13 protein-coding genes are annotated in these 14,929 nt (G+C 67.1%); 7 read left to right on the top strand and 6 right to left on the bottom strand.

Translation table 11 applies throughout. The features are described from left to right. Nucleotides 1-195: 195 nt before the first annotated feature. Nucleotides 196-873, bottom strand: coding sequence for a DUF3060 domain-containing protein (locus tag EII34_RS11415; protein WP_124845290.1), 678 nt, complete (start codon nucleotides 871-873; stop codon nucleotides 196-198). A 125-nt stretch (nucleotides 874-998) separates the two neighbouring features. Here EII34_RS11415 and EII34_RS11410 point away from each other — a divergent pair, with 125 nt between their 5' ends. Then, complete coding sequence (locus EII34_RS11410; RefSeq protein ID WP_124845289.1) at nucleotides 999-2,786, top strand: ABC transporter ATP-binding protein; 1,788 nt, start codon at nucleotides 999-1,001, stop codon at nucleotides 2,784-2,786. Between the two features lie 9 nt (nucleotides 2,787-2,795). Here EII34_RS11410 and EII34_RS11405 read toward each other — a convergent pair whose 3' ends face one another. Together EII34_RS11405 and EII34_RS11400 are read right to left on the bottom strand one after the other, a co-directional pair. Further along, entirely contained in the window at nucleotides 2,796-3,530 is a 735-nt protein-coding gene (locus EII34_RS11405; protein WP_124845288.1) for an ATP-binding cassette domain-containing protein, read from the bottom strand. Further along, nucleotides 3,530-4,690 carry an ROK family transcriptional regulator gene (locus tag EII34_RS11400; protein ID WP_124845287.1) on the bottom strand — a complete coding sequence of 387 codons (1,161 nt, stop codon included), beginning with the start codon at nucleotides 4,688-4,690 and terminating at the stop codon, nucleotides 3,530-3,532. The genes EII34_RS11405 and EII34_RS11400 overlap by 1 nt, the downstream gene beginning before the upstream one ends. Before the next feature lie 304 nt (nucleotides 4,691-4,994). Between EII34_RS11400 and mmsA the strand changes: the two genes are divergently transcribed. Genes mmsA through EII34_RS11385 form a run of 3 tightly spaced genes read left to right on the top strand, consistent with a single transcriptional unit; the run spans nucleotide 4,995 to nucleotide 8,896 of the window. Beyond that, nucleotides 4,995-6,536 carry a multiple monosaccharide ABC transporter ATP-binding protein gene (mmsA, locus tag EII34_RS11395; protein ID WP_124845286.1) on the top strand — a complete coding sequence of 514 codons (1,542 nt, stop codon included), beginning with the start codon at nucleotides 4,995-4,997 and terminating at the stop codon, nucleotides 6,534-6,536. A gap of 15 nt (nucleotides 6,537-6,551) precedes the next feature. Further along, on the top strand, nucleotides 6,552-7,781 hold the full coding sequence (locus EII34_RS11390) for a sugar ABC transporter permease (protein WP_124845285.1): 1,230 nt from the start codon (nucleotides 6,552-6,554) through the stop codon (nucleotides 7,779-7,781). 23 nt (nucleotides 7,782-7,804) lie between these two features. Continuing rightward, on the top strand, nucleotides 7,805-8,896 hold the full coding sequence (locus EII34_RS11385) for a substrate-binding domain-containing protein (protein WP_124845284.1): 1,092 nt from the start codon (nucleotides 7,805-7,807) through the stop codon (nucleotides 8,894-8,896). A gap of 69 nt (nucleotides 8,897-8,965) precedes the next feature. Here EII34_RS11385 and EII34_RS11380 read toward each other — a convergent pair whose 3' ends face one another. The 3 genes from EII34_RS11380 to EII34_RS11370 are packed head-to-tail and all read right to left on the bottom strand — an operon-like array spanning nucleotide 8,966 to nucleotide 11,611. Further along, on the bottom strand, nucleotides 8,966-9,595 hold the full coding sequence (locus EII34_RS11380) for a hypothetical protein (protein WP_124845283.1): 630 nt from the start codon (nucleotides 9,593-9,595) through the stop codon (nucleotides 8,966-8,968). Nucleotides 9,596-9,641: 46 nt separating this feature from the next. Continuing rightward, complete coding sequence (locus EII34_RS11375; protein WP_124845282.1) at nucleotides 9,642-11,111, bottom strand: hypothetical protein; 1,470 nt, start codon at nucleotides 11,109-11,111, stop codon at nucleotides 9,642-9,644. After that, on the bottom strand, nucleotides 11,111-11,611 hold the full coding sequence (locus EII34_RS11370; protein WP_260425135.1) for a SigE family RNA polymerase sigma factor: 501 nt from the start codon (nucleotides 11,609-11,611) through the stop codon (nucleotides 11,111-11,113). The genes EII34_RS11375 and EII34_RS11370 overlap by 1 nt, the downstream gene beginning before the upstream one ends. Nucleotides 11,612-11,672: 61 nt before the next feature. On the opposite strand from EII34_RS11370, the gene EII34_RS11365 reads away from it, so the two are divergent. The 3 genes from EII34_RS11365 (at nucleotide 11,673) to EII34_RS11355 (ending at nucleotide 14,820) form a co-directional block, all read left to right on the top strand. Next, nucleotides 11,673-12,350 carry an FMN-binding negative transcriptional regulator gene (locus tag EII34_RS11365; RefSeq protein ID WP_124845280.1) on the top strand — a complete coding sequence of 226 codons (678 nt, stop codon included), beginning with the start codon at nucleotides 11,673-11,675 and terminating at the stop codon, nucleotides 12,348-12,350. Continuing rightward, nucleotides 12,347-13,240: an aminoglycoside phosphotransferase/kinase family protein gene (locus tag EII34_RS11360; RefSeq protein ID WP_124845279.1), complete on the top strand. Its 894-nt coding sequence runs from the start codon at nucleotides 12,347-12,349 to the stop codon at nucleotides 13,238-13,240. The genes EII34_RS11365 and EII34_RS11360 overlap by 4 nt, the downstream gene beginning before the upstream one ends. Nucleotides 13,241-13,473: 233 nt before the next feature. After that, complete coding sequence (locus tag EII34_RS11355) at nucleotides 13,474-14,820, top strand: HNH endonuclease (protein ID WP_124845278.1); 1,347 nt, start codon at nucleotides 13,474-13,476, stop codon at nucleotides 14,818-14,820. The last annotated feature ends 109 nt before the right edge of the window (nucleotides 14,821-14,929 follow it).

Genomic DNA, 14,929 nt, shown 5'->3' with positions numbered 1-14,929 from the left:
CCGGACAGCGTGCCGGATCATCGCAGGACTGCGACAACTCCTTGCAGCACCCATGACGACAGGCCGCCCCGTGTCCACGGGGCGGCCTGTCCGGGTCTGCTTCGGTTCGGTCATGGGGAGGGCGCCGACCACACGACGAGGGGACCATCTGATCCGACACGTCTCACCCATCCCGGGGCAGACCCAGCGTGGGGGTCAGCCGATGTTGTTCGCCTTGCCGCTGTTCTTCAGCTCACCGGTCCTGGTACCGACCCTGACGAAGTTCTCACTGCCGGAGACGATGAGGTCGCCGGCCTGCCCGAGGCCGACGTTGTTGTCATCGGCCTCGATGGTGACGGTGCCCGCTTCCTGTCCTCGGATGAAGCCCTCCGTGCCGGTGATGTTCAGTGTTCCGGCCTTCTCGAAACCAAGGTTGACGTTGTTGCCGCTCACCGTGATGGAGGGGCAGTCCCCGGTCAGCCTGACGAAGGCCCCGTCCTCGGAGATCACCACGGGCTCGTTGCAGCTCGAACCACCTGCTGCGGTGGTCTCACCACCGTCGGCAGGGGTGTCGACGGTGACCTTCTGGCCGTTCGCGTCGACCTCCACACCGGGGGCCGTCACCTTGCCGTTCTTCGCATCGACCTCCACCCCCGGCGCGGAGACCTTCCCGTTGTCGACATCGATCTCGACCCCCGGCACCTTGATGGTGGTCCCCTCGTTTGAGGCCTCCCCTGTCGGCGACGGGCTCTCGACAACCGGCGCCTGGCTGTTCAGCTCCTCCGGCGCAGGGGCATCCGCCGGCTTGGCGTCCACGCTGGCGGAACACCCGGTGACCAGCAGCACGGCAGCGGCGGCGGCAGCGATCCCGGTGCGGAGGGTGAGGGTCTTCATGGCGTTTCCTTTCGTTCCTCGGTGACACCAGAGTGCCGCCCGGCTGCGGCCCGGGACCGGATCGTCGCAGGACTGCGACAACCCCCTGCGACGGTGACCACGGTCGAGCACTCTACGCTGGCAGGGTGCGCAGCATCCGACGAATCCTCCTCACCACCCGCGAACTGTGGCCCGTGTTCGCAGGCATCACCCTGGGGGCCATCACCATCACGGGCACCACCCTGCTCGTACCGTTCATCATCGCCCGTGCCATCGACGTCGTGGTCGCCATGGTGCAGGGCACCGGCGGATCGACGACGGAGCTGGTGTGGCTGGCGGTGTGGATCCTCGTGGTGAGCCTCGCCAACTCGGTGCTGACCAATGTCACCGGCTACTGGGGTGACCTCTCGGCGGCCCGGCTGCGGGTGATCCTGTCGCAGCGCTACTACGAGAAGCTGCTTCGGCTGCCCCTCAGCTACTACGACAACGAGCTGACCGGCACCATCATCTCTCGTCTCAACCGCTCCATCACCGCGGTGACGGACTTCCTCAAGACCTTCGCAGGTGCCTTCTTCCCGCTGGTGCTGACCGTCGCCTCCGTGCTGGTCATCACCGGCCTCCACTCGCCGTGGCTGGCCCTGCTGCTGGTGGTGATCTATCCGCTGTTCGTGTGGTTGACCACCCTCACGTCGAAGCGATGGCAGGTGTGGGAGCACCAGAAGAACGAGGCCTACGACATCGCGGGGGGCCGGTTCGCCGAGGTGGTGGGGCAGGCCCGTGTGGTGAAGTCATTCCTGGCGGAGCGTCACGAGCTGGAGCGGTTCGGCACGCTCTACCGGAGCACCGTCGACACGACGACGGCACAGTCGAGGTTCTGGCACCTGATGGACACCGCCCGGCGGGGATCCCTGGACCTGGTGTTCTTCGTCATCTACGTCATCATCTTCGTGCAGACCGCACAGGGCGTGTTCACCGTCGGGGCGATGGTGCTGCTCATCCAGCTGGTGGCGATGGCCCGGGAACCGGTGGCGTCGATGAGTTGGCTGGTGGACACCAGTCAACGTGCCATCGCGGGCAGTCGCGAGTACTTCACGGTCATGGATGAGCCGGAGGAGCCGCTCGGGGACCTGGAGATCGACCAGGTGCCGTGGCGCGACGACGTCCCTGCCATCGAGTTCTCCGACGTGAGCTTCGCCTACAGCGACGATGCGGACCCGGTGCTGCGTGGCATCAGTCTCAGCATCGCCCACGGCGAACGGGTCGCCTTCGTCGGGGAATCCGGTGGCGGCAAGACCACCCTGGTCAACCTCATCATGAGGCTCTATCCCGTCACCTCGGGCAGGCTCCGGGTGGAGGGGATCCCGGTCAACTCGGTGCCTCCCCGGCAACTGAGGGCACGGATCGGGACGGTGTTCCAGGACGCGTCGCTGTTCAGTGGCACGATCCGCGACAACATGGCCTACGGCACCACCGCCACCGATGAGCAGCTGATGGCCGCGGCCCGTCGCGCGAACGCCGCAGGCTTCATCGCGAAACTGCCGAAGGGTCTGGACACGGAGATCGGTGAACGCGGGGTGAAGCTCTCCGGGGGCCAGAAGCAGCGGATCTCCGTGGCCCGGGCGCTGCTCAAGGATGCCCCCATCCTCATCCTCGACGAGGCGACGAGTTCGCTGGACTCCAAGGCCGAGCGTGCCGTCCAGGCGGGGCTGGAGGAGTTGATGGTGGGACGTACCACCCTGATCATCGCCCACCGGTTGTCCACCATCTCGTCGGTGGACCGGATCGTGACGCTGCGTGACGGCCGGATCGACGAGGTGGGCACCCCGGCCGAGCTGGCCACCTCCGGTGGTATCTACTCGGAGCTGCTGGCCCTGCAGGGCTCCACCAGCAAGGCGGACCGGGCGAAGCTCGCCCGCTACGACATCATCCGGTGAGGTCGGGACTCACTGCGCCCGCCGGGCCCCGGTGATGGCCGCGATCACGTCGTCGACGCTGCTCTCCGGACCGAAGGAGCCGTTGTTGCGTCCGTGCCGCAACACCTCGATGCGGTCGGCGACGGCGCGGACATCCGCCAGGTTGTGGGAGATGAGGATCACACCGAGCCCCAGCTCACGCAGGTCCTCGATGTGGCCCAGCACCTCGGCGGTCTGGGCCACCGACAGCGAGGACGTCGGCTCATCCAGCACCACCAGACGCGGCTCGGTGACGAGGGTCCGGGCGATGGCGACACTTTGTCGTTGCCCTGCCGACAGGGTCCTCAGCGGCACGTGCAGGTCAGGGATCCGGCTGCCGAGTCGGCCCAGGTGACGCCGGGCCTCGGCCTCCATGCCCGCCTCGTCCAGCAGCCCGCCCGTGGTCCGCTCCTGTCCGAGGAAGACGCCTGAGACCACGTCCAGGTTCTCCGGCAGCGCATTGGCCTGGAACACACTCGCGATGCGCAGCGCGAAGGCGGCCTGGGCGTTGGGGATCACCACGGGCGAGCCGTCGATGAGGAGTTGCCCCGCATCCGGCTGCAGGATGCCTGCGATCACCCGAGCCAGCGTCGACTTCCCCGCCGCGTTGTCCCCGACGAGTGCCACCACCTCTCCGGGATGGACGACGAGGTCCACCTCTTGAAGCGCCTCCACCCCGCCGAACGACTTCGACAGGGAACGGATCTCCAACAGAGGTGCTGTCATCACGATCCTCCTTCGAGGGTTGTCCCCAACGGGTCGATGCCGTCATGGGCCAGGGCCAACGCGCCTCTCGCCTCAGGGTCGTCGCAGGACACCGGGACGACCTCGAGCCCTGCGGCCAGGATGGGGCGCGCGGCCAGGGCGTCACGGATGGGTGGCAGCAACACCTCGGCCGCCACAGCCAGCTCCCCGGCCACCACCACACGTTGCAGCCCGAGCAGGCAGGCTGCATCGGCGACCACGGATCCGATGGCCGCTCCGGCATCCGCCAGGACCTGACGACACCCCGGGTCCCCCTTCCCCGCGGCGGCGACGATGCCCCTGGGGGTCATCGGACCATGGCTGACGCGGAGGTCCTCCGCCAGGGCCTCACTGGAGACGACGGTGTTGAGACAGCCCCTGGCCCCGCACCAGCAGATCCGCCCGGCGTGATCGACCCTCAGGTGCCCGAGTGATCCGGCGACGCCGGAGCCACGATGGATCCGACCGTCGATCAGGATGCAGCCGTCGACGACATGACCGGCCCGCACCACCAGGCTCGTCCCGACTCCACGCAGCGTGCCGAACCGGTGCTCGGCGACGGCGACGGCCTCGGCCTCGGTGAGGAGGCCCACCGGTTGCGCGAGACGTCGCTCCAGGGTGCCCGCGACATCGGCCCCGTCCCAGCCGGGCAGCCCGGCCCGTCCGGCACCCACAGGGGTGGCGGGCAGGGCCACCTGCACCCCGCCGAGATCGCTCGGGTCGGCCCCGACCCGCTCCACCAGTTCCGGGATCAGCAACGCGATCCGGTCCAACGTGGTGTCATGACGATGGTCGGTGGGCAGCGGGAGGTGCTGCCGGTCACTGACCTGCTGGGAGGCGTCGGCGATGAGCACCGTCGCGGCACGGCGCCCGATGTGGACTCCCGCAGCGAGTTTCGAGGAGCGCACGAGGGAGACCGCCTGGGCGCGACGGCCCGACCGGGTGGTGGTGGAGGTCTCGACGACCCCGGTCACCAGGAGCTGCCGCACGATGTTGGAGACCGTGGCCGGGGACAGGCCGGTTGCGGCGGCGAGCTCCACCTGGGTGATGCGGCCGTACAGCTTCACGGCTTCAACGATGCGTTGGCTGTTCGCCTCCCGCAGCGACGCCTGGGAGCCAGGTGCAGCCGCGCCATCAGACATGCGTTCGAGGCTACCACTGTTGAGGGACGCGGCATCCTGACCTGATGCCACCGCCCCTCAACCTTGCCTTTCCTTCCAGAAGTCAACTCTTCAACAGAATTCTGCAATCAATCCTCCTCAACATTGACTGACAAGGTATTTTACAGCTGATCCCGCCATCTCTCGCGCCACGCCCTGCATGCGGATTGATCACGACTTGATAACTCTTGGATTTAAGTCTTGACGCCAAGCTGGGCTGCTCCTAGGGTTCCAGGCAAGAGTTCGGCGTGGGTGCCGGACCCGTGACAGTCAAAGGAGACCAGGCATGAACCACGGTCCCGTCCTGCTCGAGATGCTCGACATCACCAAGGAGTTCCCGGGTGTGAGGGCTCTCGACGGCGTGACGATGCAGGTGCACAAGGGGTCGATCCACGCCATCTGCGGCGAGAACGGTGCCGGGAAGTCAACCCTGATGAAGGTCCTCTCCGGAGTCCATCCGCACGGCACCTACGACGGTGAGATCCTCCTCGACGGCCAACCGATGCGCTTCAGCGGCATCCGGTCCTCCGAGGACCAGGGCATCGTCATCATCCACCAGGAGCTCGCCCTGGTGCCGGAGTTGTCCATCACCGAGAACATCTTCCTCGGATCCGAGATCACCCGACGCGGACTGATCGACTGGGACGAGGCCCGCCACCGCACCATCGACCTGCTGGCCCGGGTCGGCCTCGACCTCGACCCCGACACCCCGATCAAGACCCTGGGGGTCGGGCAGCAGCAGCTCGTCGAGATCGCCAAGGCCCTGTCCAAGGACGTCCGCCTGCTCATCCTCGACGAGCCCACCTCCGCCCTCAACGAGGACGACTCCGCCAATCTGCTCGACCTGATGCGCGGCCTGAAGGGCAAGGGGATCACCCAGATCATGATCTCCCACAAGCTGAACGAGATCGCCGCCGTCTCCGACGCCGTCACCGTCATCCGTGACGGACGCACCGTCGAGACCTACGAGGTGACGGCGGGCGAGGTGGACGAGGACCGCATCATCCGTGCGATGGTGGGTCGCTCCCTGGAGAACCGCTACCCGCACCGCGAACCGGACATCGGCGAGGTGTTGTTCGAGGTGGCGGACTGGGAGGTGGAGCATCCCGAGGTGCCCGGCCGCATGGTCTGCAAGGGCTCGACGTTCCACGTCCGTCGCGGCGAGATCGTCGGCTTCGCGGGCCTGATGGGGGCTGGCCGCACCGAGCTCGCCCGCTCCCTGTTCGGCCGCTCCTACGGCATCTGGCGTGGCGGGAGCATGGCGATGGAAGGTCGGCCCATCGCGCCTCGCACCGTCGCCCAGGCCATCGCTGACGGCATCTCCTACGTCACGGAGGACCGCAAGGTCCTCGGCCTCAACCTGCTCGACTCGATCAAGAAGACCATCGTCTCGGCCCACCTGAAGGGCATCGTCCGGGGTGGCCTCATCCAGCCGGAACTGGAACGCGACGTCGCCGAGAGGTACCGCAGGGACCTGCGCATCAAGACCCCCTCGGTCGACGTCGGTGTGGTCACCCTCTCCGGCGGCAACCAACAGAAGGTGGTGCTGTCGAAATGGCTGTACCCCTCACCGAAACTGCTGATCCTCGACGAGCCGACCCGCGGCATCGACGTCGGCGCGAAGTACGAGATCTACAAGCTGATCCAGGCCCTGGCCGACGAGGGCAAGGCCGTCATGGTCATCAGTTCGGAACTGCCGGAACTGCTCGGCATCTGTGACCGCATCTACACCATCTGCGAAGGCCGGATCACCGGCGAACTGGCGGCCGCCGAGGCCGACCAGGAATCCCTCATGCGTCGCATGACCACCACCTCCACCCACGCCTGAGCCCCGAGGAAAGTGATGAAAACCCTGAGACAACTCTTCGGCAGCAACCTCCAGCAGTACACGATGATGCTGGCCCTGATCGCCCTGGTCGCCGTGTTCCAGGTCATCTCCGAGGGCCGGATGCTCACCTCGTCCAACTTCCAGAACCTGATCTCCGGAAACGCCTACGTGCTGATCCTCGCCATCGGCATGGTGATGGTGATCGTCATCGGACAGATCGACCTGTCGGTCGGTTCCGTCGCCGGCTTCGTCGGCATGTGCGTGGCCATCAGCATCGCCTCCCACGGCCTGCCCTGGTGGGTCGGCCTGCTGCTCGGCATCGTCCTCGGCGTCCTCATCGGTGCCTGGCACGGCTTCTGGGTGGCGCGGATCGGGATTCCGGGGTTCATCACCACCCTGGCGGGCATGATGATCTTCCGCGGCCTGGTGATCTGGATCTCCCGGTCGATCTCGGTCCCCGTCCCGTCCGAGTTCAGCTTCTTCGGTGCCGGGTACCTGCCCGAGTGGGGACCGGCCTTCACGAGGATGAACAACTCGACGCTGCTGCTCGGCCTGCTCGGCATCGGCTGGTTCGCCTGGGCCGAGGTCAAGCGTCGCGCCAAGATCCTCTCCCGCGGTTCGCAGTACCCGATGTGGATGACGACGGTCCGCATCCTGCTGGTCGCCGCTGTCCTCGGTTACGCCACCTGGTTGTTCGGCAGTGGACGCCCCGGCACATCGTTCCCGATCCCCGGTGTGATCCTGGTGGTCCTGGTCATCGTCTACCACGTCATCACACAGCGCACCCGTTTCGGTCGCCACATCTACGCCGTCGGTGGCAACAAGGCCGCCGCCGCGCTGTCCGGTGTGAACACCCAGCGCACCTACTTCCTGGTGATGCTCAACATGTCCTTCCTCGCGGCCATCGCCGGAATCCTGTTCGTCGGGCGCTCCACCTCGGCCGGACCGGGCGACGGCACGATGTGGGAGCTCGACGCCATCGCGGCCGTGTTCATCGGCGGGGCCGCGGTCTCCGGCGGCATCGGCACCGTCGTCGGCTCCATGATCGGTGGCCTGGTGATGGCGGTGCTCAACTCCGGACTCATGCTCATGGGGGTCGGCTCGGACCAGACCCAGGTCATCAAGGGCCTCGTCCTGCTGGTGGCCGTCGCCTTCGACGTGAGGAACAAGCAGCAGGGCAGGCCGTCGATCATCGGGCTGCTGATGAAGAACTCCCGCACACCTCAGGCCGTGGACAAGGCCTGACCCAACCGGAAAGGAAACCCCTCATGAAGTTCAAGGCAGGAAAACTCCTGGTGGCCGCAGTGGCCGCCACCCTCGGCCTGACCGCCTGTGGTGGTGGCCGCACTGCTGAGACCGATTCCGCGGCGGAGGCCTCCGGGTTCGCCGCGGACGCCACCATCGGGGTCGCGCTGCCGTGGCTGGGCAGCCAGAACTGGAAGGAGGCCGAGGTCGAGTTCCAGGAGCAGCTGACCGCTGCAGGGTTCAAGCCCCTCATCCAGTCGGCGGACAACAAGGTTCCCCAGCAGCAACAGCAGATCGAGACCATGATCCAGCAGGGAGCGAAGGTCATCGTCGTCGGCCCCATCGACTCCACCCAGCTCGGTTCCGTCGTGGAACGGGCCAAGGCCGAGGGCATCACCATCATCGGGTACGACCGCACCATCGACAACACCACAGGTGTCGACGCGGTGATCCAGTACTCCTCGGTGCGCACCGGCGAGATGCAGGCCGAGTCCCTGCTGGAAGGGCTGAGGAAGACCAAGGGGGAGGGTCCCTACAACGTCGAACTGTTCGGTGGCGGACCGGCCGACCCGAACGCCCCCAATTTCTTCACCGGGGCGATGACGGTGTTGCAGCCGAAGATCGACGACGGCACCATCACCGTGGTCTCGGGACAGACCGACTTCACCCAGGCCGCGATTCCCGAGTGGGACAACGCGAAGGCCCAGGCCCGGATGGACTCCCTGCTCTCCGGGTTCTACGCCGACAAGCGGATCGACGGGGTGCTGTGCCCCAACGACGGGATCGCCCGGTCCGTGCTGACCTCCGCGGCCCAGGCCGGTCAGGAGGCTCCCGTCACCACGGGGCTGGACGCGGAGAACGAGTCGGTGCTGCTCGTGCGTGACGGCAAGCAGTACTCCACCACCGCGAAGCCGACCGATGCGATGGTCGCGAAGACCGTCGAGATGGTCAAGACGCTTCAGCGGGGTGAGAAGCTCACCGGGGAGTCGCAGATGCTCAACAACGGCGCGAAGGACGTCGCGATCTTCGAGCTCGACCCGATCGTCGTGACCAAGGAGAACCTCACGGAGGTCTTCGCCGACGACGAGGAACGGATGAAGCTGATCGAGGGCTGATGCCACGACATGCTGGTGGTGAACCGTCGGGGAACCGGGGTTCACCACCAGTTCTGCGCCTGACCCTGATCAGCCGTTGACGATGTTCAACGAGCCGTTGTCGCGCAGTGAACCGCTGCGGTGCTGCATGGTCACGGTGTTGTAGTTCCCGTCGATGACGACGTCACCGACCGAGTTCAGGTTCACGATGTTGGAGTTCCCCAGCACCTCCACCCGGGAGGCCTGCTCCGCGGTGACATTGCTGGAGCCTGCCAGCACCACCACCTTCTCCGCCGCCTCGATGTTCAGGATCACGCTGGTTGCGGTGACGGTGACGGTGCCGCACTGCCCGGTGAGATGGCGGATCTCGCCGACCTGATCGACGGTGACATCACCGTTGCAGCTCCCCTGCCCCTGCTCGCTGTCGGCCTCGTCCTTGTCGTCGTCCTCGTCATCGTCAGGTGTGCTCGTCTCCGCCGCTGGGCTGGCCGACTCGGGAGAGGGCTCCCATGTGGTCGGGGCCGGATCTGTGGTCGTCCGGGGGCCGGTCGGCAACTCGATGGACTCACCCTCCTGTGTGACCCCGGTGCTTCGGGCCGGCTCCGGTGCCGTGGGTGTCCCGGACTGGGCCGAACTCATCGGCGTGGCACCGGAACACCCGCTCAGCAGCAGCACGAGAGCGACTGCCGCGAGTCCTGGCTTCAGCGGATACGAAGACATGGACCTCATCCTCCCAGAACACAGCGGTTCGGTGCAGGTCAGCGTTTCAGGGGAAGAGCAGGCCTCGGCCCTCCAGGGGGATGCGCAGGTGGTCGGGCACGCGCCAGCTCCTGTTGTTGAGGGGATCCACCAAGGTGTTGTCGGACCCCGGGAGCAGGAGCAGCCCAACCCCCTTGGAGTCCACCAGCAGCAGGTGGGGAGCACCGGCCACGACCAGGTCCTCGGGCCGCAGGTCGTCCTGCTGGCCGGGGACGGCCTGGGCGGGGAAGACCTCCGTGATCTTCCGGGTGAGGCCATCCGGGAGGGTGTAGGAGCCCAGTCCGGGCCACCCCTCCGGGACCCACGGGAACTCAGCACAGATGTGGATCGCGACGATGTCGCTGTCGTCCACGTCACCGGAGTACGCGGTGTTGAGGCACGGGTTGGCGTTGATGACCCCGTGGCCCAGCTCGGCGAACAGGTCCTTCAACCGTTCCGCGATGATCGGGTCCGGGGTCCAGGTGAGTCCCTGCTGCGGGATCCAGAGCCTGCCCTCCGGCGTACGGAAGACCGTGAGCACTTCCCCCTGGCGGTTCTCGACGACGAGCAGGCCCCGGTTGTCGATCAAGGGCTGTGAGTCCTGCGACAGGTGCCACGGTGCATCCCGCAGTGCGGTCACGATCTCCTCCGACAGCTCGTCGGCGACCTCGGCCTCACCGTTGTTGAACCTGCCGCAGGCCAGTCCTCGTGTGATCTCGGACGCGGCGATGGGGAACAACGGGTAGGTCTGCCCCTGATGGTACGGATCCAGGAAAGCACAGCCGGGAGGCTCCGGGACATCGGTCGCTTGTTCCCGTTCCACGCTGAACCAGCCCCTGAGGTCCTTCAGCAGTTCCTTCGCCCCGCTCCGGGTACCACCGACGCTGTCGCAGTGCCCGATGTGGGCATCGATGACGTGGCGGGAAGTGGCGTACTCCACCACCATCCGGTAGCGGCGACTGTCCGCGCCGTAGCACTCCTCGGCCTCACTCGACCCGGCCGGGAGCGCATTGATGGCCGCGACCGCATCGACCGCATGACCGGTGAGCGGGGTTCGTGGCCCGATCCACTGCCTGATCCCGTCCGTCTCCAGCTCTCCGCACAACCACACGCGCGTCGCCCCGTCCGGGAGCCCATCGAGCGGCACCCGCTCGGGGTGGACGGCGGCCGCCATCGCCTCCTGGCACTCCGGGGTCATCAGTTCCAGTCCCGGATGGAACGCCTGGTCCTCCATCAGATCGCTGATGTCGTACATCCCACGTGCATCCGGCTCGGGGGCGGAGGTACCGCTGTGGCTGGATGCGGGCTGCGGTGAGGAGCGCATCACCGAGCCCAGACCCATCATCACGGGGGTGAGCACGGCGATGGCCAGTGCCCCGGCCAGGGCTGCGGTACGACGACGGGTGCGACGGCGTTTGCGGGCCGCACCGTCGAGCACGGTGCTGGCGTCCAGTTCGGGGACCAGGGCGTCCAGGTCACGGGTGAGGTCGTCGGTCATCACGTCACCTCCTGGGTCAGGTGGGAGGACTGGCGCAGCGTCGCCACGCCACGGTGGATGTGGGTCTTGACGGTGCCGAGGGGCAGTTTCAGGATGCGCGCCACCTCCGCCAGGGGCAGGTCCTCCAGATGGTGCAGCACGATGGCGGAGCGTTGCGGACGGCTCAGCTCCATCAGGGCCCGGTACAGATCGAGCCGGGCCTCGCGGGTCGTCTCCGGCGCGGCCACGTCAAGGCTCTGCCCCGTCGGGCTCTCGCTGGTCCAGGATCGTTTCCGCCACCACGAGATGTAGGTGCGGTGCAGGGTGGTGCGCAGGTACGCCTCGAAGGTGGCGTCGTCGCCCAGGTCCTCGAACCGGTCCCAGCACTTGGCCAGGGCGGTCTGCAGCAGGTCCTCGGCGTGCCCGGCGTCCCCGGTGAGCAGCCAGGCGGCGCGGAGCAGACGTCGACCGCGCTCGGAGATGAACTCCTCCAGGCTGCGCTGCTCCAGTTCCACCTTCACACCCGTCAAGACGCCGTCACCCCCTCGTCGGGTTTCAGTCCTCCCGGGTATCGTCACACCCATGTACGTGGCCAAACACTACGAGATCCCACCTGAGCGGCTCCACACCTACCTGTCCGAGGTGCGCGCCGGGAATCTGGTGACGGTCCACGACGACGGCCCGAGGGCCACCTTCGTGCCCTTCCACCTGGAGGACAGGGGCGGGGCGCAGGTGCTGGTGACACATCTGGTGCGCAACAACCCGCAGGCCACCACCCCGATCACCGGGCCGGGGCTGGTGATCCTGGACCTGGCCGATTCCTACGTCTCACCCCTGTGGTATCCGAGCAACGAGGCACTGCCGAACGTGCCGACCTGGGACTACCTCACCATCCAGCTGAACGGCCCGGTGAGGGTGCTGAGCTCCCCCGACGACGCGCTGGCGGCGGCCCGGGCACTGACCTCCCGGTTGGAGGAGCCGGAGGTGCTGGAGATGGTGGGGGAGGAGAAACTGCGCAGGATGGCCCGCGCCATCGTCGGTGTGGAGGTGACGGTGGAGCAGGTGCGGGGCAAGGCCAAGGCCAGCCAGAACCGCCATCCCGACGACATCAAGGGCGTCATCGCGCACCTGGAGCAGCTGGGCGAGACGGAGCTGGCCACCTACATGAAGGAGGTGGCCCTCCCCCACGCCGTCGAGCGGTTCGGGATGATCCGAGACATCAAGGCCACCCACGGCCTCCCGACGAGTGCCGCCCAGTGACCTCATCGACCGGGGACTGGCGGGAGGAGGCCAGGCACTGGTTGAGGGACCTGTGGCCGACGTCCCGTCTGTTCCGCGTCACAGTGGTGCGGCAGCGGGCCTGGGGAGAGAACTGGATCATCGACACCGATGATGGCCGGTTCTGGTTCAAGTCCCCGCACCCACGGCTGAGGAGTGAGGCCGCGCTGCGCGAGGTGCTGGAGCGACACGCCCCGCGGGATGTGCAGCCCATGCACGCCCACCACCCGGCGGGCTGGATCGTCTCCGCCGACGCGGGGGCGTCGTTGGCGACCGGGGAGGGTGACCCGACGGTGGGGCTGGCGGAGGCGCTGGGCAGGATCCAGCGCGCCACCCCACTCGCCGAGCTGACCAAGCTCCCGCTCAGGGTGTTCGATCCCGAGCACGCCGCCCACAACCTCGCGCAGCTGTTGGACGGTATCGCCGCGAGCCTCCCGGGGAACCATCCCCTTCGGCCCGACAAGGCCGAGCGGGAGGCCGCATGCGCAGCGATGTGGCACATGACTGCCTGGTGGGTGAGCGTCGATCCGGGTCTGCCCCTCGGGATCGAGCACAACGATCTCCATCCGGGCAACACGTTCCCCGGCCCACGGATCGCCGACTGGGGCGACGCCGTGATCGCGCATCCGTTCGCGTCGATGCGGGTGCTGCTGCATCACGCCCGCGACCGCCGGGCAACGGCGGACGCCTACCTGCGTGGCTGGGGTGATCCGGAGGAACTGCACGAGCCGCTCGAGGTGGCGGTGCGGCTGGCCGCCGTGCAGCGGCTGGCCACGTGGGCCGGGATCCTGGACGCGGACCTCGCGACGCGGTATGCGCATCACATCCGCCCACTGTGGCTCGAGACGGGCCGGGAACCGGCCGTGCCCTGACCCGACAGGGCGGATCCGGCATGTGCCGGAGGGCAGCGGGATGACACGGCGTCGCGCAGGTCTCGGGTTGCCCTTTCTCCACTGGTCGGACTGAAGGCATCCAGCACCCGATCGTCGAGACCTCGCAAGGATTCCTCGGGATTGTCACCGCCTCCAGTCGGAGACAGAAAAATTTTCAGCAGAAGTCTCGACCACACCTTGTCTTCGAACGAATCATCGAATAGAATGTCGGTATGAACACTCCCCTTCCCACCAGCGCTGCTGAGGCCTTCGACGCCTTGGCTGATGCAACGGCGCAGTTGCGTGCCGCGGAGGTGGGTGAGGTGTTGGCGATCGCCCGGGCGATCGACGTGTACCGGATCGATCAGGCTGAGGTCGAGGACGTGTTCGAGGCGTGCGCCTCTCCGGGTGGCGACGGTTCTGCGGGAGTGGGCGAGTTCCTTGCACTGGAGATCGGCGCAATCCTCGGGGTGTCACCCCGGGCGGCAATCTGCCGGATCGCAGATGTGATCTCGGTCCGCGAGCGGTTCCCGTTCCTGTGGCAGACCTTCCTCCAGGGTGAACTCCGCTGGTGGCAGGTCACCGAGGTGATCCATCGACCCGGGGTGTCCAGACTCAGTCCTGCCGGGGCACGATGGCTGGACCATCAGCTGAGCATTGCGATGCGCACCAATTCGTGGCAGCGGGTACGGACCAGGATCACCGGGTGGATCCTCCGGGCGGACCCGGCCGCCGCGGCAGAACGTGAGGCCGGTGCTCGTGAGGACCGGTACGTGTGGATCGACCAGATCCAGGATGGTCATTGTGCCCTGTACGGCCGTTTGGCTGCTCGTGACGCAGTGGACCTCGACCACGCGTTGTCCGTTGTGGCGGCGACGATTCCAGCCGGGTCCGGGACCATGTCGCAACGTCGTGCCGCTGCTGTTGGTCTTCTCGCGAGGCAGGCCTGCGGGCAGGACGCCCTTCCTGAGGTGACCCTGGTGGTCCACATCGACGCCGACGATCCCGCCCTGAGTGACGCCGAGGAGAGCTGTGGGGTGGCGGAGATCGAGCGCTGGGGCTCCCTCCTGACGACCCAGCTCCCAGAATTCCTCAAGGACTCGAAGGTCACCGTCCGCCCTGTGATCAACCCGTGGCGGATCACCCCACACGATGGTCATGATCCGTCGGTGGCACTGTGGACCGCCGTCACCGCACTCATGCCGGTGGACATGTTCCCCTACGGGGCGGTGCCGTCGCGCAGCTGCGACATCGACCACACCATCCCCCATGACCAGGACACCCCCGGCTCGACCCGATGGGGAAACCTCGCCCCGTTGTCCCGGCGCACTCACCGCGCCAAGACCTTTGGCGGCTGGCTGATGACCCAGCTCGCCCCCGGGGTGATCCGCTGGAAGTCCCCAGCCGGATTCGAGTATCTGGTCACCGCTTGGGGAGGCACCATCCGGCTCCGCCGCCCCGACCTGACACCCAGGAATGAGGAACCACCTCCACCGTGGCTCGACCCACCCGAGGTACCCGTCATCCCTGACCTGGAGCGGGATGCCTGGGAACGGGTGCAGTACGCCCTCATCACCTGACGAAGTCGATGAAGGTAAAGTGCCTCCATGGCCGATGGTTCCATCCTGAACTCTTCCCTACCCCCGTTGAAATGCGTCGGCCTGGGGCTGGAACACATCACCAATGGCG

The sequence above is a fragment of the Arachnia propionica genome (genome assembly GCF_003859805.1).
Taxonomy (GTDB): domain Bacteria; phylum Actinomycetota; class Actinomycetes; order Propionibacteriales; family Propionibacteriaceae; genus Arachnia; species Arachnia propionica_C.
This window is presented reverse-complemented; position numbering and strand designations above follow the sequence as displayed.